The organism is Pseudoroseomonas sp. WGS1072 (genome assembly GCF_049340465.1).
Taxonomy (GTDB): domain Bacteria; phylum Pseudomonadota; class Alphaproteobacteria; order Acetobacterales; family Acetobacteraceae; genus Pseudoroseomonas.
Genome location: NZ_JBMPSU010000005.1, coordinates 52,468 through 73,229 on the forward strand (window position 1 = coordinate 52,468; position 20,762 = coordinate 73,229).

A 20,762-nucleotide genomic window follows, 5' to 3' on the forward strand; every position below is an offset into this window, starting at 1 on the left:
GCGGGGCTGGGTTAGTAGGTGCTCGGCAACAACCGAGAGGAATAAATTTTTTCTGAATCTCTTTAATATTTAGTCGATTTACATCAAAGTATTACGAAATCAATGAAATATCGTTTAAAAACAGGATGCCGATAATTTTGGCTCTTTTCAGAAGAGGTACGTCATGGATCTGTCACTGTTACGAGACTAAGCTTCGTCTAGAGGCTGTTATGGACCTGCGGCGAGTTGAGCGGCCTGTTTGAGCATGAGGCAGGTGAAGGCGACGAGGTGAAGATCGGCAAGAGTGCTGGCGTAACGCTCATAATCCTTCACCAGGCGCCGGAAGCGGGTGGCCCAGGCGAATGAGCGCTCGACCACCCAGCGCCGCGGCAGCAGCACGAAGCCGCGCTTGGCTTCTGGCAATCTGACCACCTCCAGCTCGATGCCATGCGCCTTCGCGGCATCGGCTGCTTTGCTTCCCGTATAGCCCTGGTCGACATAGGCCAGATCGACGCTCTGCCCGGTGGAGGCCTGCACCGCCCGGGCCAGCCGCCCGACCTCAGCGCGGTCATCCGCGCTGGCGGGCGTGACATGGAGAGCCAACAGATGGCCCAGCGTGTCGACCGCCAGGTGCAACTTGGAGCCCTTCTTGCGCTTGGCGCCGTCATACCCCGCCCGCTCGCCGCTCTCAGGAGAGGAGCGTAGCGTCCGACTGTCCAGGATGGCAGCACTGGGCCGCGCCTTTCGCCCAGCGGCCAGACGCAGCACGGTGCGCAGATCCTCGGCCAGGGCTTCGAAGCAGCCTGCCGCCAGCCAGCGCTGCGCCTGCTGATAGACTGCCGCCCAGGGGGGCAGGTCGTTCGGCATCCAGCGCCAGGGCGCGCCGGTCTTCACCACGTAGCGCAGGCCGTTGAACACCTCGCGCAGGCTGTGCTCGCGCTGCCCGGCTGCCTCGGGCAGCAGCGTCAGGTAGGGCGCGACCAGCGCCCATTCGTCGTCAGAAACATCAGAGGGGTAGGGCTTGCGGACAGTCATGCTCCGCAGCCTGATCGTTACCCACCCGCAGGTCCATAACAGCCTCTAGAGGGAGCGCACCAAAGGTTGGAGGCAATCCCTTGATTCTTCGCTCTCTGGCGGTCGGAGCTCTCACTGTTTTAGTCTGCGGTCAGACCGCGGCGCAGACTTCTGCTTCGTCCGATAGCCTGTCCTGGTCCGGCATCCGCCCCCACTTCTCCCTTGCTGACGGGAACTTCACCCTGTCTCCAGTCGGGCGCTTGGACCTGCATGGCGGTTCATATTTCGGACAGCCCGACAGTTTACCCGACCGCTTCGCCAGCGGCGTCAACATGCGTCGTGGCCGCGTTGGCTTACGGGGTACGGCGCTGAAGGATTACGCTTACAACTTCACCTGGGAGTTCGGCCCCTCCACCCCGCAGGAGCCGCCGCGTGGCGGCCGGATCTTCGAATTGTCGCTCGCCTATAAGGGGCTGGAGGGCGCGAACTTTCAGATCGGCGCCTGGACGCTGCCACATACGCTTGCCTATGCCAGCAGTTCTTCGGAAATGCTGTTCATCGAGCGGCCGAGCATCACTGCCATGGCGACGAGCGTCGCCTCCGGCGACACGCGTTTCGCCGCCGGTGCGGAGTTCTTCAACAAGCGTGTCTATGGCTCGGCCTTCGCGACCCAGGGCGTCGCCTCCACTCCCTATGACAACGACCAACGCGGTGTTGTCGGACGTTTCGCATGGCTCGCCCTCAACGGCGACGTGAAAATGCAGGTCGGCTTTAATGGCGCCTATCAGGCCCAGCCGGGCTCCAATACTAGCGCCACACAGCGCTTCCGCGACTACCCGGAGTTGCGCCTGAACAGCTTCCGTTACGTCGATACTCGCAGCATCCCGGCCGATGCGTCCTGGGCCATTGGCCCCGAGCTGTCGGGTCTCGTCGGCAAGATGTACTACGCCGCCGAGTATCAGCAGATTGGCGTCGACGCTCTGGATGGAACCAATCGCAGTTTCGGCGGCTGGTACGTGAACGTTTCCTATCCCCTGCTCGGTGAGCCGCGCCGCCGCGCGGACAGCAACGCAACTTGGCGCCGTGGTCGCGCACATTCCCTCGACTTCCGTGGGGAGAATTGGGGTGCCCTGGAGTTGGCGGGCGGCTACAGCACCGTGGACCTGAACGATGGCCCGGTCCACGGCGGCAGGCAATCCATCTGGAGCACTGCGCTGAACTGGTATCCGACTGATCAGCTCAAGCTGACAGCGCAGTATCAGAATGGCAGCCTCGGCTTGCCGGGGCCTGACCGCGACTTTCAGAGCATTGCCTTCAGCCTGATCTTCAGCTTGTAAGGCGCGACGCGCCTCAAGAATGGCGACGGCGTCTGACGCCGTTAGCGTGGGGGAGCCGGCTATTCCTACGCACCTCGCTCCCGGTGCCTCCTCACGGCCGGCTTCGTCCTTTTCTGGAGTGGCCCCCACAGTCCGGACTTCGATAACGGGGCGTCCTCCGTCAAGCCGATAATAGCTCGGGAGAGGGTCCACATGCGCAAGCTGTGCCGCGGCTTTCTGATGGCTCGGGCTCCTGATCACTGCTGCTGCGACACGCAGTCCTTCGTCTGAGGTCGCGCCGGGTTTATGCTTCGGTCCGTGGTCAGCGCGGTGGCTGCCAACATGCTGCTGGTCCAATAGAGAGCCCGGCGCGCCCATCTCGTAAGGGTGCTCGACCATAGGTCGGCGACAATCCTGACCACGGCGTCATCGGAACCCCGCCCCGTTGGGGACCTCGAAGGTCTGCGCTCAGGCAGACATCAGTGGCAGCTTGCGGCCTCCGCGGAGGCGATCATGCCGGAACGCATCCTGGCGCAGCATCGAGGCAGAAATCTGTGCCATCGATCCACATCCGGTGGAGGACCGATCCTATCCGCCGCGCCAAGGCCACCATGGCCCGTTTGGTGCCTCGCCGCCGGAGCACCTGGACAGCCCAGCTTCTGAGCCAGGATGCCGGACCCCGGTGCATCAACACGGTGGCCGCTTGGCATAAGGCTCGTCGGAGATTGGCATCCCCGGCCCGCGTGATGCCGCCTGTGACGTCGCGTTCGCCCGATTGAGGGCGCGATGGCGTCAGGCCAACCCATGGACAGACCTTCTTGGAAGAGGTGAACCGGGACGGATCATCGACGGCCGAGCGGTAGGTCAAGGCGACCACACGCCAATGCCAGGCATGGTCATCAGGCGGCGACAGACAGGATCATCCTTCGCCAGCATGCGAACCACACGCTCGAGCCCGGCCAACTCGTGGCGCAGGCCGTCACGCGCCCGGAGCATCGGAGCCGAGGCGGCCTCCAGCATGGCGTTGCCTTCAACCAGCTGACGAACCCGGACCTCAAAGCGTCCGCGCGAGATCTGCCCCACCTGAAGTCCGAAGTTCCTCAGCAAGCCGCGCAACGACAGCTTCCGCTTCAGGAACAGCTCCGCCACCCAGGCCCATCGTGAAAGGAAACCACAGCCCACCTGACGGGATCCGAAACCCTGCATCCACAACCCGGGTCAGATCCTCGTGGCAACCCCGGGTCGGCTCTGGTTCTCCCGCATTTCCCGTGCTGCTGGATGGCGGGTGGGGCGCCCCGGGCGCAGATGAGGCGCTGATCGCCCTTCTTGAGACCTGTCATGCTCAAGCATCTGCTGCCCCTGATCCCCGCGGGCTTGCTGGTCCGACAGATCCTGCCGTCACCTGACGGCCTCATCATCGTGGCCGCCTCCCGCGCTGGTACGGCGGCCTGTCCGGATTGTGGCATCCTGTCGGCGGCGATCCACAGCCGCTATGAACGCCACCTGCAGGATCTGCCCTGGCAAGGCCGCCGGGTGATCTTGCGGATCCAGGCACGCAGGTTTCGGTGTCGCAATCCGGATTGCCGTCGTCAGACCTTTGCCGAGCGCCTGGTCGAAGGTGCCGCCGGTGCGGCACGTCGAACCTGCCGGCTGGCCGATCTCCAACTGAACCGCCCCGGGTTTGCCGGAGGCTGGTTGGTTTGGGTTAAGCGGCCAGGGCTGGTGCATCCCCCGCAGCATAGTAACGCGCCTCGGCTTCGGCGGGAGGGACGTTTCCGATCGGCTCGAGGAGGCGGTGGATGTTGAACCAGGCCACCCACTCGAGGGTGGCGTATTCGACGGCTTCCAGCGACCGCCACGGGCCGCGGCGGCGGATGACCTCGGTCTTGAACAGTCCGATCACCGTCTCGGCCAGTGCGTTGTCGTAGGAATCACCAACGCTCCCGACGGACGGCTCGATCCCGGCGTCGAGCAGCCGTTCCGTGTACCGAATGCTGACATATTGCGACCCGCGGTCGCTGTGGTGGGTCAGGCCGCCCTTCACGGGACGCCGGTCGTGGATGGCCTGCTCCAGTGCGTCGAGGACGAAGCCTGCACTGGCCGCCCGTGACACCCGCCAGCCGACGATGCGGCGGGCAAAGGCGTCGATGACGAAGGCGACGTAGACGAACCCTTGCCACGTCGCGACGTAGGTGAAATCCGACAGCCACAGCACGTTCGGCGCCGACGCCCGGAACTGCCGGTTCACCTTATCCAGCGGACACGGCGTGGCCGGGTTAGAGACGGTGGTCCTCATCTCCCTCCCGCGCACCGCACCCCGTAGGCCCATGGCACGCATCAGCCGCTCCACCGTGCAGCGGGCCACCACGATGCCCTCGCGGCCGAGCTGCCGCCAGACCTTGCGGGCGCCATAGACCCCGAAATTGGCCGCATGCACCTGTCGGATGCTCTCCATGAGCACCCGATCCTGCCGGGTGCGGGGCGAGGCCTTGGCCGGATCAGTGCGCCGGGCGACATGGGCGTGGTAAGTCGACGGGGCGACCGGCAGCACCCTGCAGATCGGCTCGACACCGTAGACCTCGCGATGATCGTCGATGAAGGCGATCATGGCTTCGAGCGGCGGTCGAGCTCCGCCAACGCGAAATATGCCGACGCCTTGCGCAGGATCTCATTGGCCTGCCGCAACTCGCGGACCTCGCGTTCCAGAGCCTTGATCCGCTCCCCCTCCGCGCTGGTTGGGCCAGGCCGCAGCCCCTGGTCGCGCTCGGCCTGCCTCACCCAGCCGCGCAGCGTCTCCGCCGTGCAGCCGATCTTGGGCGCGATCGAGCCAATCGCCGCCCATTGCGAGGCATGGTCGCCTCCATGCTCCAGCACCATCCGTACCGCCCGCTGCCGGACCTCAGGCGAATATCGGTTCGAAGTCTTCTTCGTCATGGCTCCACCTTCTCAAGAGTTGGAGCCTCCGGGGAACCCGGGGCGGTTCAAACAGCATCTCGGCCTTGCCTTGGGCGGCGAGGCCGGCGCGCGGCTCGCGGCCCGACTGGCTGTTCCTATCAGCGCCGACACGCTGATCCGCATGACCTGCCGACAGAACCAGCCATCGGAAATCAGTCCACCTCCACGCGTGCTCGGGGTCGATGACTGGGCCTGGCGCCGCGGCCACCGCTACGGAACCATCCTCGTTGACCTGGAGCGCAATCGGGTGCTCGATCTTCTGCCCGACCGGCAGGCGGAGACCCTGAGTGACTGGTTGCGCCGGCATCCTGGCATCGAGGTCATCGCCCGCGACCGGGCCTGCGCCTATGCCGATGGCGCTCGCCAGGGCGCGCCCGGCGCTGTGCAGGTCGTCGACCGCTGGCATCTGCTCCGCAACCTCGGCGATGCCGTCCAGGCGGTGGTGGAGCGCCATCATGCTGTGATCCGGCGGATCGGCAGGGACGTGAGGGCCGCCGGTGCCATCAGCGCGGCGGCCGCTGTTGCCGTCCCGGCCGTGCCCCCAGCGACTCAGCCATGCAAGGAGGCGAGACATCCTTGGCGGCAGGCGCGCTACGAGGAGGCCGCCCAGATGCACGCCGCTGGCGCATCGATCAGCCACGTGGCCCGCCAGCTTGGCGCCGATCGCAAGACGCTCCGTCGCTGGCTGCGGGCCGGAGCTGCCCCAAGCTGGCGCATGCCGCGGCGCGGCAGCATCCTTGATCGATACCACGCCACCCTTGAGCGGCGCTGGGCGGAGGGCTGCCGCAACGCCGCCCGGCTGTGGCGGGAACTGGTGCGCGCTGGCTTTGCAGGTCGTCCTTCCGTTGTCAGGGCCTGGGCTACCGAGCGGCGTCGGCACGAGCCTGCAGCATCGCCGGTCGGAACAGCCGGAGGGCAGAGCTGGCAGCTACCGCCATTTCGACGCATGACGCGCCTGCTCATGGCAGGCAGCGAGTTGCTAGCCGACCCAGACCGTACATTCGTCACACGCCTGCTGGAGAAAGCACCGGCGCTGCAGGCAACGATAGGTGCCGCAAAGCGCATCATCCGCCTGCTGCGACGGCAAAGTGACGACAGGCTCGATGAGGCGCTGGACGACGCTGCCGCCACCCCTCTCGCAAGCTTCGTCGCCGAGTTGCGCAAAGACATCGCGGCTGTGCAAGCCGCACTTGATCTGCCCTGGAGTACCAGCCCTGTCGAAGGGCAGATCAATCGGCTCAAGATGATCAAGCGCACCATGTACGGCCACGCAGGCTTTGAACTCCTCCGCGCCCGCGTCCTCCATGCCACATGACATCGAACAGCAGCACGGGAAATGCGGGAGAACCCAACTCTCAGTGGCAACTTCACCCCAAACCGGGTCGACCCCCAGTGGCAATCAACACAATGCCGTCCGGCAGACGGGCTGCGCCGCCGCTCCGGCGAGATCCTGCGCTGCGGCTATCGCTGTTACCTGTGACGGGCCGCAGCCATCTCCGACGGCGGCGCTATCAGCGGCCGGCGACCTCGAATACAGTCGCGTCCAGCTTATAGCCGCCATGCTCGGTCAGCAGCAGCCGAGGTCGGGCCGGATCGACTTCGGCCTTCTGGCGTAGCCGGTAGACATGGGTCTCCAGCGTATGCGTGGAGACGCCGCTGCTATAGCCCCAGACCTCGTTCAGCAGGGTCTGCCGCGGCACAACCTTGCCGCCGGCACGATAAAGATACTTCAGGATGTCGGTTTCCTTGGCCGTCAGCCGCACCTTGCGATTGCGTGCGGTTTCCTGCAGCAAGCGCATGCTGGGACGGAAGACAAAGGGACCGACGAGGAAGGTGGCATCCTCAGAGTTGTCGAACACCCGCAGTTGCGCCCGCACCCGGGCCAGCAGCTCCGGCAGGCGGTACGGCTTCGACAGGTAATCATTGGCGCCGGCATTGAGGCCGCGGATTACGTCCTGCTCGGCATCGGCACCAGTGACCATGATCACCGGCATACGCCGCCCATCACGGCGCAGCTTGGCACAGAATTCCCGTCCATCCGCATCCGGCAGCCCGACATCGAGCAGGATCGCATCGTAGCGAGCGCCTACGCTGGACAGCTTGTCCTCGGCCTCGGCCGCGCTCTCCGCTTCATCGGCGCTGAATTCGCCACCGAGCAGGATCTGCTCGGCCAGAGTGGCACGGAGCGCGGCATCGTCCTCGATGATGAGGATCTGGCGGAGGGCGGACATGATGGTCTCCGGGGAAGGGAGGGGCGTCACCGCGGCCCCCCAAATCGTCTACAGGTTGATAAAGAAACACACAAATCACTCAAATTCGAGGTTTGTATCGAAATTTCTACGCTTGGGCCTGGGCTTGGTTCTGCCGCGCTTGGGCGTCTAGCGGACATCCCGGTCTTTCTGTGCCTGCTTGGGCTTGAGCCAATCCGTTGGAATGCCGCCCTCTCGGATTGTGGCCTTCTCCTCAGTGGTGAGCTTCTGGCGCGGTGCGGCAATGATCGTGGCGTCGATGATCTGCCCGCCCATGGCCAAAAAGCCCTTGGCCGCCCGGGCCTCATCAAAGCGGCGGAACAACCCCTCAATGGCACTCACCTGCTTCAGCTGCTCGCGATAGAGCCAGATCGTCTTGGCATCCGGCACCACCTGGTGCGGGCCGAAACCCGCGAAGCGCATGAAGGATAGCTGGTCCCGCAGTTGGAACTCTGCCTGCTCGTCCAAAAGGCTGGAGAGCGCCTGCAGCACCAGGACGCGGAACATGAGCACAGCGTCAGGGCGGGCATCCGCCGCGGCTGCGGTCCGAGCGCGCTAGCGCTGCACCCAACACCGGGCGGAAGACCTCGAAATCGATCACCGCCGCGAGCCGCTCCAGCGGATCACCTGCCGCGGACAAGGCCGCGTACCGCTCATCCACATCGAAGAAGCCAGGCTGACCCGCCATCGCCGCCGCCACCACTGACCAGAGCCAGGGAATCAGATCAGCGCGTCAACCGCGAGGTTTTTCGATGTGTCCCGTTGTCGCGGCATCCATCGCGACACTCTGAAACTACGTGTACAACATCGCCTTCGACCTCGGCATAAGGCGGCTGAAGGAACGGTCCACAAGAGCATCCCGATCAGGATCCTGCACGTGTTCCTGTTCGAGGTGGGCCTGCTCGTCGTCACCCTGCCGTTCTTCACTTGGTACCTCGAGGTCAGCCTGTGGCGGGCCTTCGTCCTGGATCTGTCCTTCGTCATCTTCTACCTGGTCTACGCGTTCGTCTTTAATTGGGCCTACGACTGCGTGTTCCCGCTGCCGAAGCACGCCTGAACCGCCGGAAACAGGTGAGCTGGATGCTCCGCATCACTCCGCCCACCAAGGCTGAAGGCGAGCATGCGCCGAGCGTCCACTTGCCCGCGGGGGAACCCCTATCGGTCGCCGCCCGGACATCGACCGCATCCGGGCGGTGGGCCTCGCGGGGAGCATCTTGCCGACAGGCGCCGCTGAGGCGCTTAGCCCGGCGCTGGCCCTCTCTCGAGGAAGGTGGACAGTGCGATGTAGCTCCGCACGGAGCGGACACCTTCGAGGCTCTGGATCTCCATCAGGAAGTTCTCCAGGGACTCCGTGTCGGCGGCCCTCACCTTCACGAGGACGCAGCCATCCCCGGCCACCGTGTGGAGTTCCTCGACCTCCGGCCTGCTGGCGAACTTCAGCAGCTCGCGCGTGGCGTTGTAGCTGCTGGTGTCGACGACGAGGAACGTCAGCAGCGTCCGGCCGAGCTTGCAGCCGTCGAGGACGGCGACGGTCCCCTTGATGACGCCGTCGCGCTTGAGGCGCTTCACGCGGTCATGCACGGCTGGCGGCGACAGGTTCACCACCTTGCTGAGTTCGGCGTAGCTGCGCGAGGCGTCCTCCGCGAGCGCGCCTAACAGCTTTCGGTCAATCGGGTCGAGATCGGCCGGATGGTGCCTTGTTTGCCGAACAGCATCTGTTTCTTTCGTCTGAATGGCCACAGCGCTTTATCCCCCGAACTCCATGTCCGATATCCCGCTTAACACCGAATATCATTCGGAAGCCACTACCACATCTGGAGTTCTCTTATGCCTCCCGCACTCTTCGCGTTGGCGGTCGGCGCATTCGGCATCGGGCTGACCGAGTTCGTCATCGCTGGCACTCTTCCGCAGGTCGCCCTTGAGTTCGGCGTCGATATCCCCACGGCCGGATTGATGGCCACGACCTACGCCTTGGGCGTCTTCGTCGGCGCTCCCATCCTGACGGTCCTGGGCGCCAGGGTCTCGCGCAAGACGATGCTGATCGGCCTCGCCATCATCTTCACGCTGGGCAACGTCATCACCGCGCTCGCGCCGACCCTGCCTGTGGATCGGCATGGAATAGGAACCCTGTTGGAGGGGTGATCGGCGTCCAAACGGGACCCCACTGACGGCGGGGTTCACAGTGGTTTCCGGGATGATCGGGAGCCAGTGCTGGGATGCTGGTCGTGGAGACAGTGGCAAAGATCCGGCGCCTGCACCGGGTGCAGGGCAAGTCGATCAAGGCGATCTGTCGTGAGCTCGGGATTTCGCGAAAGGTGGTCCGGAAGGTTCTGCGGTCCGGGGAGACGGAATTCCGCTACAGCCGGGCGCGGCAGCCGCAGCCCAAGCTGGGGCCGTGGCAGGCCGAGCTGGAGCGCCTGCTGGAGGCGAACGAGGCGCGGCCGCGGCGCGAGCGGCTGACGCTGGTGCGGGTCTACGAGACGCTGCGTGAGCTGGGGTACGAGGGCGGCTACGACGCGGTCCGGCGACATGCGCGGGGGTGGCAGGCGTCACGGGCGACGGCGGTGGCAGCAGCCTTCGTGCCGCTGAGCTTCGCGCCGGGCGAGGCATACCAGTTCGATTGGAGCCACGAGGTCGTGCTGATCGGCGGCACGACAGTGACCGTCAAAGTCGCGCATGTGAGGCTGTGCCACAGCCGGATGCTGTTCGTCCGCGCTTATCCGCGCGAGACGCAAGAGATGGTGTTTGACGCTCATGACCGGGCGTTCGCCTTCTTTCGCGGTACCTGCACGCGGGGCATCTACGACAACATGCGCACGGCGGTGGACGCGATCCTGGTGGGACGGGATCGCGCCTACAACCGGCGTTTCCTGCGCATGTGCAGCCACTACCTGGTCGAGCCGGTGGCCTGCACTCCGGCCTCGGGCTGGGAGAAAGGTCAGGTCGAGAACCAGGTCGGGCTGGTGCGGGAGCGGTTCTTTACGCCGCGGCTGCGGGTGAGGAGTTACGAGGAGCTGAACGCCCTCCTGCTGGAGCGGTGCGTGTCCCATGCCCGGGCCAATCGGCATCCGGAGCAGAGGGAGCGGACCGTCTGGGAGGCGTTCGAGGCAGAGCGGCCAAGCCTGGTGCCTTACGCTGGGCGGTTCGACGGGTTCCATGCCGTGCCTGCCGCGGTATCCAAGACCTGCCTGGTGCGGTTCGACAACAACAAGTACTCGGTGATGGCGAGCGCGGTGGGGCGGCCGGTCGAGATCCGGGCCTATGCCGAGCGGATCGAGTTGCGCCAGGACGGCCGGGTGGTGGGCGAGCACCGGCGCGTGTTCGGCCGGGACCAGACGGTGTTCGACCCCTGGCACTACGTGCCCGTGCTGGCGCGCAAACCTGGAGCGCTGCGCAACGGGGCACCGTTCAAGGACTGGCTGCTCCCCAGTGCACTGGAACGGGTCCGCCGCAAGCTGGCCACAGCCACCGATGGCGACCGGCAGATGGTGGAGATCCTGACCAGGGTGTTGGACGACGGTCTGGCTGCGGTTGAGGCCGCTTGCAGCGAGGCGCTGCGTGAGGGCGTCCACTCGGCCGATGTCATCCTCAACATCCTCGCCCGCCAGCGCGAGCCACCGCCACCGGTGACCATCCTGACCCCGGAGGCGCTCCGGCTGCGGCATGCGCCCCTGGCCGACTGCAGCCGCTACGACAGCCTGAGGAGAGGACCCTGATGGAACGCACCGCTATCCTCGCCACCATGGGCGAGCTGAAGCTCTACGGCATGCGCGCGGCGTTTGACGCCATCATCACGACCGCCGTCAAACGCCAGCATGAGCCACAGCAGGTTATCGGCGACTTTGTCTCGGCCGAGATCGCCGAGAAGCAGGCGCGCTCGATCAAGTATCAGATCGCCACCGCCAAGCTGCCGCTGGCCAAGGACGTGGACGAGTTCGGGTTCGACGGTACCCCGGTTAACGAGGCTCTGGTCCGTGATCTCGCGGGTGGCGGGTTCCTGGCCCAGCAGCGCAACGTGGTGCTCGTCGGTGGCACCGGCACGGGCAAAACCCATTTGGCTATCGCCATTGCCCGGGCCTGCATCCGCGATGGAGCGCGCGGACGGTTCTACAACGTGGTTGACCTGGTGAACCGCCTCGAGGCCGAGACCCGGGCCGGACGACAAGGGCGCATCGCCGATCATCTCTGCCGCCTGGATTTCGTTGTCCTCGACGAGCTCGGCTATCTGCCATTCGCCCAGTCCGGCGGCCAGTTGCTGTTCCACCTTGTCAGCCGTCTCTACGAGCAGACCTCGGTCATCGTCACCACCAACCTCGCTTTTGGTGAATGGCCCAGCGTCTTTGGGGACGCCAAGATGACCACTGCCTTACTCGACCGCCTCACTCACCACTGCGACATCGTCGAGACCGGCAACGATAGTTGGCGATTCAAGAACCGCGCCTGAACGCCCCCTCAACACACCTCACAAGAGGGTCCCTTTTGCGTGCCGATCTGGGGTCCCAATTCAGTGCCGATTGACAGGCCATGATCCAAGGTCACCCATGGGATGTGTGGGGCTTGGCGCGGAACCGGCACTCGACGGCCTGCTCGTGACCGGTCCGGCCGTCCGACGCTCCCGCTTCACCTGGCTCCAAGACGCCCCCGATACGACCAGCTTCTTTACAAGCGACTTGCGATGATAGCGAATGCGCTGCTCAAATCCTGTCTCGCCACTTAGTGCCCGTTCTCTAATCGGGCTTTCCAGGTCAAGCGCCGGAATGGAGGCTGCAACCTGCCGGGGTCATGGTTCTCTCCGGGGTCGGTGTGATCCGCCCCATGATGGGGTCAGGGATGGGACGCCGCGGTGTTTGAGGCGGCCTGATCAAGCGGTGTGCGCCGGACCAGCCAACGGGCTCTGCGCGGTCGCTTCCACCCACCGTCCCGGCAGGAACAGCCTCTCCGCCGGAGCGGAGCCTGGATGGTGGAGCGCGGATCAGGCCATCTTGGCCTCCTCGCGCGTCCACCAGAACTCGGTGCCGTCCACCCAGATGCAGCGCAGGATCACGGCGATCTTGCGAGCCACTGCGATGCGCGCCTTCTTGGGTCCGATGCGTTGCACCAAGCGCATGCCCCAGGCCTTGAGCGGTGAGAACCGCCCTACCTTGGTCAGCAGCACGTTGGCTGCCTCGTAGAGGCAGGTGCGGGTGAAGGCGTCACCGCACTTCGAGATGCGGCCGTGCCGGTCTGTCTCGCCTGACTGATAGCGGGTCGGTGTCAGTCCGAGGTAGGGTCCGACATCGCGGGCATGCTTGAACCGCTCCGGCTCGTCGATGGTGGAGAGAAAGGCGATTGCGGTGATCGGCCCGACACCGGGTACGGTCATGAAGCGTTTCAGCGTCGGCTCGCCGCGCACCAAGCGGCGGATGTCACGGTCGAGCGCCGCCACCTGCGCCACCACGTGCCGCTGTACCTCCGCGAGTTTGGCCACCAGGGCGCTGATCACCGGATGCCCCTCGGCCAGGGCCTCCGCACGGCGGACCAGGGCGTCAGTGTTGCCGGGGCCCAGGATCAGGCCGAAGGTCTTGAGCAGGCCGCGCAGTTGCGCATCCAGGTCGGTGCGGATGCTGACCAACCTGCGCCGGGCCGCAAGCAGCGCCAGGCGTTCATGCGAGGTGAAGCTCTTGGCCACGACCTCGCGGTACCAGCCCATCCGCAGGATCTCGGCCAGTCCGCGGGCATCGGTGCGGTCCGACTTGGTCGGTCGCATCGACAATGCGGCATGGGCATGACGGGCATCCATCAGCACGACCGGCAGTCCCGCAGAGGTCAGCGTGTGGTACAGCCATGGAGAGGTGGCTCCCGTCTCAAGGCCGACCTTCACCAACTGCGGTGCCTTGGCCTGGATGAGCTTGACCAGAACCGCGGGCTCAGCCGCGGACTTGCCTTCGAACACCACGGCTCCCGCGGCGTTGATCACGCAGACGCTGATCTCCTTGAGCGAGACATCCAGCGCGACATACTGCTCCATGGCGGCTCTCCCGATGCCAGTGTTCCCAAAGTCAATCCTACGACCCTGGACCGGGAGATCACCGCCCGATTACCCTATGTTTGAGAATGGTCATGGATGGGCGATGCGTCGGATGAGGAGCGCGCCCATGCTGACGTGGATCATGGCTTCGGAGACATCGCAACGGCGCTCATAGTCGCGGACCAGGCGGCGCCAGCGGGTCATCCAACCAAAGGTTCTCTCCACCACCCAACGGCGTGGCAGGACGTGGAAGCCTTTCTGATCCGCCAGCTTGCGCACGACCTCGATGACGAAGTCATGGTAGGCCGCAGCACTCATCAGCTTGCCGCGGTCATAGGCGCCGTCGGCAAAGAGGTGCTTCAGCCAGGGCCAGCGCTTGCGGATCGCCCTGACGATCTGCTCGGCCCCGGCTGCGTCCTGCACATCGGCCTCTGTCAGCTTGACCATCAGCAGGCGGCCATCGGTATCCACCGTGATGTGGCGCTTGCGGCCCTTGATGCGCTTGGCGGCGTCGTAGCCACCACCGCCCGGCGCGTGAGGCGACTTGATTGTTTGGCTGTCCAGCACCCCAGCGGAAGGGCTGGCCTCGCGCCCCACCCGCTCACGATCCAGCATCAGCGCGATGTTGTGCAGAGTGGCGAACAGGAACCGCCTTGCGAGCCGTCGGAACCACCAATAGATCGTCTGCCATGGCCCGAAATGGACCGGCAGCATGCGCCAGCCGCACCCTGCCCTTGCCAGGTAGCGGATCGCGTTCAACACCTCACGCAGATCAACACCTGGCCGCCTGCCGCGTGCACTGGCGGGCGGAAGCAGAGGCCGAATGACCCGCCACTCCTGATCGGTCAGATCGGTCGGATAGCGGCGCCGTTCAAACCTTGACTGCCGGGCGCGATGTTCCTTGGTCCACATCCAGCCCATCTGGGCACACGAGGACGCCTAAACACCTCACCCGGACCATTCTCAAACGGGCACTTAGCCGTTTGGATTTTTCAAGAAGTTTGCCTGACTTTCCTTCCCTACTTACGGCCGCCTTCGCGAGCACGGACGATGACCTGATGGCTCGTCTTCGCGAAACATGGAATTTCGCCGGCGATGCGCCCCTAGCGGTCGTAGGCGGTTGTCGCCGGCCGACAGCGACGCCGGCCGCTTCGGCTTCCTCGTCAATCTCGAGGATCCATCCTAGGGCCGCAAGCTCGTGTCCCCTTTCCGGACAGCCCGCGAGGGCCTTCATTGCGCTCGCCAAGCAGCTCGGCCGCCAGGACTGCGCGAGCGTCCTGCAGGAAACCCTGGAGGAAGAGAAGGCGACGGATGCGAAACTGACCACCATCGCCGAGAGCCGCGTGAACAAGCAGGCTGTCTGAGGCTGCGCATCGGGGAGCGACGCCGCTCCCCTCCTGCCATGAGCATAGGCCCTTCGGAGCCGGCTGACGCCGGGTGGTGGGTTACCCTCAGCGCCTGTTCGAACGGTGCATAGCCCCGAGGCGTTACTGAACCGCCCCGGGTTTGCCGGAGGCTGGTTGGTTTGGGTTAAGCGGCCAGGGCTGGTGCATCCCCCGCAGCATAGTAACGCGCCTCGGCTTCGGCGGGAGGGACGTTTCCGATCGGCTCGAGGAGGCGGTGGATGTTGAACCAGGCCACCCACTCGAGGGTGGCGTATTCGACGGCTTCCAGCGACCGCCACGGGCCGCGGCGGCGGATGACCTCGGTCTTGAACAGTCCGATCACCGTCTCGGCCAGTGCGTTGTCGTAGGAATCACCAACGCTCCCGACGGACGGCTCGATCCCGGCGTCGAGCAGCCGTTCCGTGTACCGAATGCTGACATATTGCGACCCGCGGTCGCTGTGGTGGGTCAGGCCGCCCTTCACGGGACGCCGGTCGTGGATGGCCTGCTCCAGTGCGTCGAGGACGAAGCCTGCACTGGCCGCCCGTGACACCCGCCAGCCGACGATGCGGCGGGCAAAGGCGTCGATGACGAAGGCGACGTAGACGAACCCTTGCCACGTCGCGACGTAGGTGAAATCCGACAGCCACAGCACGTTCGGCGCCGACGCCCGGAACTGCCGGTTCACCTTATCCAGCGGACACGGCGTGGCCGGGTTAGAGACGGTGGTCCTCATCTCCCTCCCGCGCACCGCACCCCGTAGGCCCATGGCACGCATCAGCCGCTCCACCGTGCAGCGGGCCACCACGATGCCCTCGCGGCCGAGCTGCCGCCAGACCTTGCGGGCGCCATAGACCCCGAAATTGGCCGCATGCACCTGTCGGATGCTCTCCATGAGCACCCGATCCTGCCGGGTGCGGGGCGAGGCCTTGGCCGGATCAGTGCGCCGGGCGACATGGGCGTGGTAAGTCGACGGGGCGACCGGCAGCACCCTGCAGATCGGCTCGACACCGTAGACCTCGCGATGATCGTCGATGAAGGCGATCATGGCTTCGAGCGGCGGTCGAGCTCCGCCAACGCGAAATATGCCGACGCCTTGCGCAGGATCTCATTGGCCTGCCGCAACTCGCGGACCTCGCGTTCCAGAGCCTTGATCCGCTCCCCCTCCGCGCTGGTTGGGCCAGGCCGCAGCCCCTGGTCGCGCTCGGCCTGCCTCACCCAGCCGCGCAGCGTCTCCGCCGTGCAGCCGATCTTGGGCGCGATCGAGCCAATCGCCGCCCATTGCGAGGCATGGTCGCCTCCATGCTCCAGCACCATCCGTACCGCCCGCTGCCGGACCTCAGGCGAATATCGGTTCGAAGTCTTCTTCGTCATGGCTCCACCTTCTCAAGAGTTGGAGCCTCCGGGGAACCCGGGGCGGTTCACAGCCCTGCTGGACGACCTGCCAAAAGCGCAGTGGCTGCTCGGCGACCGCGGCTACGACGCCGACTGGTTCCGCGACGCCCTCCAGGCCAAGGGCATCCAGCCCTGCATCCCGGGCCGGCGATCACGCAACGAGCCGGTCAGGTACGACAAGCGCCGCTACAGGCGCCGCAGCCGCATCGAGATCATGTTCGGCCGCCTCAAGGACTGGCGACGCGTCGCCACCCGCTACGATCGCTGCCCGACGGCCTTCTTCTCTGCCGTCGCCCTCGCTGCCACCGTCATCTTCTGGCTGTGATCAATGAGTCCTGACCCTAAAGTGATGTTCTCGCCCTCCGTCGTCGTGACTTTCAGGGGCGGCGTTGTGCCACGATCCCGTCGAACACCAATTATTAGACAAAGGGCCTGCATCTGCTCGGCAAGCTCTGCATCCCAAGTTTCGCCTGTGGTGCTGTTGCAGCTCCTACATAGGAATCCGGACACTGTGCGCTGGCCGCCAACTGAGTTGGGAAAGATGTGCTCTTCAGAGTCGCAGTGCTTATTAGTAGGATCGGTCGAAAGTTCTTCTTCGCATAAGGCGCACTGAGTCATTTCCAACCTCTGAGCAGACGATATTTGGCCAGCATCAAGCTGACGCTCGTGAAAGCAGAGCACGATGCCGACGCTCAAGCGGCGGTGATTTCAATCCACTCACGCCGCGGCGGCCACTCCCATCCGATCCCTGGCCACTTCCAGATCGTGATGCGTCTGCAGGTTCATCCAGAACTCGGCCGAGTTCCCGAAATGCCGGCCGAGCAGGATCGCAGTCTCCGCGGTGATCGCACGCTTGCCGCTCAGGATCATGGACAGCCGGCTTAGTGGCACGCCCATGGCCTTGGACAAGGCGCGGGCGGATAGGCCAAGCGGCTCCAGAAACTCCTCCCGGAGGATCTCTCCGGGAGTGATCGGCGGCAGCAGGTCGGCACTGGTCGGCATCTCTGGCTCCCTCCTTAATGGTAGTCGGTTAGCTCCACGTCGTGAGCGGCGCCGTCACGCCACTCGAAGCAGATCCGCCACTGGTCATTGACCCGGATGCTGTGTTGCCCGGCACGGTTGCCGGAAAGGGCCTCCAGCCGGTTACCAGGCGGGACACGCAGGTCATTCAGGTCAGTCGCAGCGGCAATGATCAGCAGCTTCCTGAGTACGGCCCGGGCCAGCTCCGGATGAACGGCTTTGACCCGTTGCCGGTGAAAGACCGCCTCGGTGGTCCGATCAAGGAAACTGACGATCATGGGGGTTACGTATAGCGTAATGCATAGGGTTACGTCAAGCGTAACCTGTAGATCGATAGGGATCATATTTTCTCTCTGGGGTTAAGCCGTCCCGCAATGGCGGGGGCAAAAAAGCCCAGAGGGTCAGGCGAGGCCGGTTCTCTCTATAAGGGCGCAGTATTCCGCAGAGTCCGAATTACTGCCCAGATATCAGATCGGCAGCCCTAGCTTATCCTTGGCCATCTGCTTGGCGTAGCCCTTGGCGATTTCCCACAGGATACCAACTCCGGCGCTGCCGATTTCCTTGGCTCCTGCCTTGGTCTTCCGCCACATCTCCGGGTCTCGGATGGCGTCTAGGAACTCGTGGCCCTGCCAAGTGATGCCTTCGATCATGTAGCCGCTGCTGTCGGCACTCCCTTTGATGAAGCCGGCCTGTTCAAGGAGCATGGCGTGGTAGAGGTGCTTCTCGAACAATTCCTGTGGGTATGAACCATTAGAATCTTGCGGGAGCATCTCCTGCATGAGGTCACAATAGGCCCCCGACCCTTCGACTTTCAGCAGGATATCTCTGACCAGATCCATGTCGCGCTTCATGCAGACTACCCTCGACCAGAGTGGATTATGTCGTCCCTCAGCCGTCTTGATACGAAGAACCAAGTGATGGGCAGCCAGGATCGGCCACGGTCGTACCACCAGATGAGGACGAGGAAGGGGGCTCTATTCTGGGTGCCCTCCAGGTCGACAATTCGAGTTTCGCCGGCGTTGATTGCGATAGGCTGAAAGCGGCCTGCTTCGTGTGCCAGCATGGCCTCTACGCCCTCCTCGATAGACAGCGATGCTCTCTTCCGAAGAGTGATCTTCTGCGAACCTGGCAAGGCGCAGATGCGCCGTATCACCAGCGGCGTCGCGCCTGCAGTTGCCTGTATAGCAACTGGATCATCATCGTTCGAATATCGCGCTTTCCCGCGTACCAGCGTTATCAGAGGTCGGCGCGAGAACAGTAGGATGCCAAGGTTGATTAGGCCGAGGACAAGTCCGGCAGTGCCCGTCACCTCGGCTGTGGTCATCAGCGTCCTACTTCCAAAGCAAGAAACAAGATTATCGGGGGCTTAGCCGCATCATTCAGCGGCAGGGGAAGGCTTCAGCGAGGTACGAGGCGACCAAGCTCTCCGCAGAGAGGTGGCGCTCTTGAGGGTTGTTCTCCAAGGCCTTCACGACCAAATCTCGTATTTGTCCGACGGTTGAGCCAGATGGAATGCATGCAGCCCAGCCGCTGACTGTATTCCTACCCATTACACTAGCGACGCCAGCAATGTAGCCATGGCAGATACCCTGCCCTCCGCGGCAAAGTTCTAAAAGTCTATTGCCGGTGTAGAAGCCTGACTGTGGTTGTTGAGCACTTGCTTCTCCACACAGCATCATTGCACCTGCTGCTACGGCGGCAATGCACCTGCCCTTCACCGACCCTGCCCCTCCAGCTTCTGAATGCAGGCATTCCGGATCCAGGCAGACCGGCCCATGCCATCGGACTTCGCGGCGGCATCAATCCGGTCGCGCAGCTCCTTATCCATACGGATCATGGTGGACAGCATGCCCTTCTCATCGACAGGCGCAGCCACCTTGCCGGCCCCCGAGATGAACTTCTCAGCCGCGGCCTCATCAGGGGGCGGTGTGCTGCTCCCCGGCTTACGTGCTATTGCCAATGTATTGCGCTCCGCTATCTAGAATCTATCGGAACGCAATATCCGCTAGGGCGCCCAATTCTTCAATGGCTTTGGGGTCTCGGGGCTTCATCTCGGACACTGCCCGCCCTTGAGCCGCGGCATTCGGATATGCCTTCCGCCGGACAAGGACTGATGCCAGGGCCTCGATGCCCGGCACCTCGGCCAGCGCCTTCTGGGCATCGGCATTGTCAGGCCCCTGGGCGTCCGCAGCGTTCAGGAAAGCCATGGCCCGGAGTTCGGGGTTTATCTCCCGCGCCTCGGCAACCAGAGCCGCCACCTGGTCGAGGGCCCAGACGTCGAAGCTACGGGGCTGGACCGGAACCAGCAGAGCATCGGCCACCGTCAGCGCGGCGCGCAGGCTACCGGTATCGCGACCGCCTACGTCGATGATGATGTCCCCGTACTTCGCCTTGAGCTGGCGAACCTGCGTTCGGACGGCCGCGCCTTGCAGGCTGACAGCGGTGTAGCCGGGCTCGCCCATGTTCTCCGCACGGAGCTGGCTGAAGAGGCTGGCGGTTCCCTGCTCATCCCCATCCACCAAAAGCACGTCGCGTCCCTGGGAGGCCCGCAGGACCGCCAGATTGACCGCCACGGTCGTCTTACCGACGCCCCCTTTAAGGCCTGTTAGAGCTTGATCCAGTCAGCGGCGGCTGCGAGGCAGAGGATACCGAGGAAGGATCTGGCAGTCTTCTCGTAGCGGGTGGCGACGGCGCGCCATTCTTTCAGGCGTGCCCAGAGATTTTCCACCCGAGAGCGGTTGTTGTAGATCCAGGTGGGACAGGCGACCGGCGCGTCCGTGCGCTTGGGTGGAATGGCAGGACGTGCGCCCATGTTCCAGATCCGCTCGCGGAAGGCATCGGAGGCATAGCCGCGGTCACCGATGATCCAGCCTGGCACGTCCGGCAGGCTGTCGAGCAGACCGGATGCGAGCGGCAGTTCATGCGCCTGTCCAGGCGCGAGAGCGAAGGCGATGGCCCGTCCGCGCCCATCCGCAATCACGCAAGCTTTGGTGCCATAGCCGCCGCGAGATCGGCCAAGTGCTTCGCGTAGATCTCGCTCCTTGCCATTGGCCCCCTTTTTTCCGCACCCGCCGCCTTCTGGTGAGCGCGGATGGTGGTGCCGTCGAGGAAGGTCATGCCGAGCGCCACGCCACGCTGCTGGACCAACTCCAGCAGGCGCTCCCAGACGCCTGCCTTGGCCCAGCGGATGAAGAGTTGGGCCGCCAGCCACCAGGGCCCGAGTTCAGCAGGGATGCTGCGCCACTTGGCGCCGTTCTGGTGCCGCCAAAGGATGGCCGACATCGTGCGGCGCAGCTCCTTCGGCGGCGTCTTGCCGCGAGGCCTGACCGCCTCGATCAGCGGCTCCCACACCGCCCAGACCGCATCCGTGAGAAGCTGCTCGTTCCTGTCCTTCGCCATGCCCAAAACATGGGGGCAGTATTCAAGCTCTAACAGACCCTAG

The 20,762-nt window shown here is 64.5% G+C and carries 23 protein-coding genes, 3 pseudogenes and 2 other annotated features; of the genes and pseudogenes, 9 read left to right on the plus strand and 17 right to left on the minus strand.

Going from position 1 to position 20,762, the window contains the following annotated elements; all coding sequences use genetic code 11:
- Window positions 1-207 precede the first annotated feature (207 nt).
- Window positions 208-1,014, minus strand: coding sequence for an IS5 family transposase (locus ACF3NH_RS21615; RefSeq protein ID WP_422922208.1), 807 nt, complete (start codon window positions 1,012-1,014; stop codon window positions 208-210).
- Between the two features lie 80 nt (window positions 1,015-1,094).
- On the opposite strand from ACF3NH_RS21615, the gene ACF3NH_RS21620 reads away from it, so the two are divergent.
- Entirely contained in the window at window positions 1,095-2,330 is a 1,236-nt protein-coding gene (locus ACF3NH_RS21620) for an OprO/OprP family phosphate-selective porin (RefSeq protein ID WP_422925893.1), read from the plus strand.
- A 490-nt stretch (window positions 2,331-2,820) separates the two neighbouring features.
- On the opposite strand, the pseudogene ACF3NH_RS21625 reads toward ACF3NH_RS21620, so the two are convergent.
- Window positions 2,821-3,425, minus strand: a pseudogene (locus ACF3NH_RS21625) (transposase); the annotation flags it as partial.
- A 222-nt stretch (window positions 3,426-3,647) separates the two neighbouring features.
- Here ACF3NH_RS21625 and ACF3NH_RS21630 point away from each other — a divergent pair.
- Window positions 3,648-4,115, plus strand: coding sequence for a transposase family protein (locus ACF3NH_RS21630; RefSeq protein ID WP_422925895.1), 468 nt, complete (start codon window positions 3,648-3,650; stop codon window positions 4,113-4,115).
- On the opposite strand, the gene ACF3NH_RS21635 is transcribed toward ACF3NH_RS21630, so the two are convergent.
- A protein-coding gene (locus ACF3NH_RS21635) for an IS3 family transposase (protein WP_422921654.1) occupies window positions 4,015-5,243 on the minus strand; the annotation gives its coding sequence in 2 pieces (ribosomal slippage) (window positions 4,015-4,946 and window positions 4,946-5,243; 1,230 coding nt in all). The genes ACF3NH_RS21630 and ACF3NH_RS21635 overlap by 101 nt on opposite strands.
- Window positions 4,843-4,959: a sequence feature (AL1L pseudoknot), on the minus strand. It overlaps the preceding gene by 117 nt.
- Between ACF3NH_RS21635 and ACF3NH_RS21640 the strand changes: the two genes are divergently transcribed.
- The gene (locus tag ACF3NH_RS21640; RefSeq protein ID WP_422925897.1) at window positions 5,242-6,579 is read left to right on the plus strand and encodes an ISL3 family transposase; all 1,338 of its coding nucleotides are present in this window, start codon (window positions 5,242-5,244) and stop codon (window positions 6,577-6,579) included. The two genes, ACF3NH_RS21635 and ACF3NH_RS21640, sit on opposite strands and share 2 nt — an antisense overlap.
- A 196-nt stretch (window positions 6,580-6,775) precedes the next feature.
- Here the strand turns inward: ACF3NH_RS21640 and ACF3NH_RS21645 are convergent, their stop codons facing one another.
- Window positions 6,776-7,495 carry a response regulator transcription factor gene (locus ACF3NH_RS21645; protein ID WP_422925899.1) on the minus strand — a complete coding sequence of 240 codons (720 nt, stop codon included), beginning with the start codon at window positions 7,493-7,495 and terminating at the stop codon, window positions 6,776-6,778.
- Window positions 7,496-7,645: 150 nt separating this feature from the next.
- Window positions 7,646-8,201 (minus strand): annotated as a pseudogene (locus tag ACF3NH_RS21650) (transposase); the annotation flags it as partial.
- A 66-nt stretch (window positions 8,202-8,267) separates the two neighbouring features.
- On the opposite strand from ACF3NH_RS21650, the gene ACF3NH_RS21655 reads away from it, so the two are divergent.
- Window positions 8,268-8,570 (plus strand): chlorhexidine efflux transporter, encoded by a 303-nt coding sequence (locus tag ACF3NH_RS21655; protein WP_422925901.1) that lies wholly within the window; start codon window positions 8,268-8,270, stop codon window positions 8,568-8,570.
- 182 nt (window positions 8,571-8,752) lie between these two features.
- On the opposite strand, the gene ACF3NH_RS21660 is transcribed toward ACF3NH_RS21655, so the two are convergent.
- On the minus strand, window positions 8,753-9,253 hold the full coding sequence (locus tag ACF3NH_RS21660; RefSeq protein ID WP_422925903.1) for an Lrp/AsnC family transcriptional regulator: 501 nt from the start codon (window positions 9,251-9,253) through the stop codon (window positions 8,753-8,755).
- Between the two features lie 87 nt (window positions 9,254-9,340).
- Between ACF3NH_RS21660 and ACF3NH_RS21665 the strand changes: the two genes are divergently transcribed.
- From ACF3NH_RS21665 to istB, 3 genes are all read left to right on the plus strand, one after another.
- Window positions 9,341-9,655, plus strand: a complete 315-nt coding sequence (locus tag ACF3NH_RS21665) for an MFS transporter (RefSeq protein WP_422925905.1) — start codon at window positions 9,341-9,343, stop codon at window positions 9,653-9,655.
- 74 nt (window positions 9,656-9,729) lie between these two features.
- Entirely contained in the window at window positions 9,730-11,229 is a 1,500-nt protein-coding gene (gene istA, locus ACF3NH_RS21670; protein ID WP_019463079.1) for an IS21 family transposase, read from the plus strand.
- Window positions 11,229-11,957 (plus strand): IS21-like element helper ATPase IstB, encoded by a 729-nt coding sequence (istB, locus tag ACF3NH_RS21675; protein ID WP_115359213.1) that lies wholly within the window; start codon window positions 11,229-11,231, stop codon window positions 11,955-11,957. Before istA ends, istB begins: the two co-directional genes overlap by 1 nt.
- Before the next feature lie 528 nt (window positions 11,958-12,485).
- On the opposite strand, the gene ACF3NH_RS21680 is transcribed toward istB, so the two are convergent.
- On the minus strand, window positions 12,486-13,520 hold the full coding sequence (locus ACF3NH_RS21680) for an IS110 family RNA-guided transposase (RefSeq protein ID WP_422925907.1): 1,035 nt from the start codon (window positions 13,518-13,520) through the stop codon (window positions 12,486-12,488).
- A 90-nt stretch (window positions 13,521-13,610) separates the two neighbouring features.
- On the minus strand, window positions 13,611-14,432 hold the full coding sequence (locus ACF3NH_RS21685; RefSeq protein WP_422925909.1) for an IS5 family transposase: 822 nt from the start codon (window positions 14,430-14,432) through the stop codon (window positions 13,611-13,613).
- Window positions 14,433-14,578: 146 nt separating this feature from the next.
- Between ACF3NH_RS21685 and ACF3NH_RS21690 the strand changes: the two genes are divergently transcribed.
- On the plus strand, window positions 14,579-14,884 hold the full coding sequence (locus ACF3NH_RS21690; protein WP_422925911.1) for a DUF892 family protein: 306 nt from the start codon (window positions 14,579-14,581) through the stop codon (window positions 14,882-14,884).
- A gap of 166 nt (window positions 14,885-15,050) precedes the next feature.
- Here the strand turns inward: ACF3NH_RS21690 and ACF3NH_RS21695 are convergent.
- A protein-coding gene (locus ACF3NH_RS21695) for an IS3 family transposase (RefSeq protein WP_422921654.1) occupies window positions 15,051-16,279 on the minus strand; the annotation gives its coding sequence in 2 pieces (ribosomal slippage) (window positions 15,051-15,982 and window positions 15,982-16,279; 1,230 coding nt in all).
- Window positions 15,879-15,995 (minus strand) — a sequence feature (AL1L pseudoknot). (Overlaps the previous gene by 117 nt.)
- Window positions 16,280-16,331: 52 nt before the next feature.
- Between ACF3NH_RS21695 and ACF3NH_RS21700 the strand changes: the two are divergent.
- Window positions 16,332-16,625 (plus strand): annotated as a pseudogene (locus ACF3NH_RS21700) (transposase); the annotation flags it as partial.
- On the opposite strand, the gene ACF3NH_RS21705 reads toward ACF3NH_RS21700, so the two are convergent.
- From ACF3NH_RS21705 to ACF3NH_RS21740, 8 genes are all read right to left on the minus strand, one after another.
- On the minus strand, window positions 16,556-16,918 hold the full coding sequence (locus ACF3NH_RS21705; RefSeq protein WP_422925925.1) for an HNH endonuclease: 363 nt from the start codon (window positions 16,916-16,918) through the stop codon (window positions 16,556-16,558). The pseudogene ACF3NH_RS21700 and the gene ACF3NH_RS21705 overlap by 70 nt on opposite strands.
- A gap of 99 nt (window positions 16,919-17,017) precedes the next feature.
- Window positions 17,018-17,302, minus strand: coding sequence for a HigA family addiction module antitoxin (locus ACF3NH_RS21710; protein ID WP_422925913.1), 285 nt, complete (start codon window positions 17,300-17,302; stop codon window positions 17,018-17,020).
- Between the two features lie 14 nt (window positions 17,303-17,316).
- On the minus strand, window positions 17,317-17,598 hold the full coding sequence (locus ACF3NH_RS21715; RefSeq protein WP_422925915.1) for a type II toxin-antitoxin system RelE/ParE family toxin: 282 nt from the start codon (window positions 17,596-17,598) through the stop codon (window positions 17,317-17,319).
- A gap of 189 nt (window positions 17,599-17,787) precedes the next feature.
- Window positions 17,788-18,171, minus strand: coding sequence for a DUF2513 domain-containing protein (locus tag ACF3NH_RS21720; RefSeq protein ID WP_422925917.1), 384 nt, complete (start codon window positions 18,169-18,171; stop codon window positions 17,788-17,790).
- A 528-nt stretch (window positions 18,172-18,699) separates the two neighbouring features.
- Window positions 18,700-18,999 carry a Rap1a/Tai family immunity protein gene (locus ACF3NH_RS21725; protein ID WP_422925919.1) on the minus strand — a complete coding sequence of 100 codons (300 nt, stop codon included), beginning with the start codon at window positions 18,997-18,999 and terminating at the stop codon, window positions 18,700-18,702.
- 35 nt (window positions 19,000-19,034) lie between these two features.
- A complete protein-coding gene (locus ACF3NH_RS21730; RefSeq protein ID WP_422925921.1) occupies window positions 19,035-19,169 on the minus strand; it encodes a hypothetical protein in 135 nt (44 codons plus the stop codon).
- 136 nt (window positions 19,170-19,305) lie between these two features.
- A complete protein-coding gene (locus tag ACF3NH_RS21735) occupies window positions 19,306-19,941 on the minus strand; it encodes an AAA family ATPase (RefSeq protein ID WP_422925927.1) in 636 nt (211 codons plus the stop codon).
- A protein-coding gene (locus ACF3NH_RS21740) for an IS5 family transposase (protein ID WP_422922920.1) occupies window positions 19,926-20,719 on the minus strand; the annotation gives its coding sequence in 2 pieces (ribosomal slippage) (window positions 19,926-20,383 and window positions 20,383-20,719; 795 coding nt in all). The genes ACF3NH_RS21735 and ACF3NH_RS21740 overlap by 16 nt, the downstream gene beginning before the upstream one ends.
- Between the last annotated feature and the right edge of the window lie 43 nt (window positions 20,720-20,762).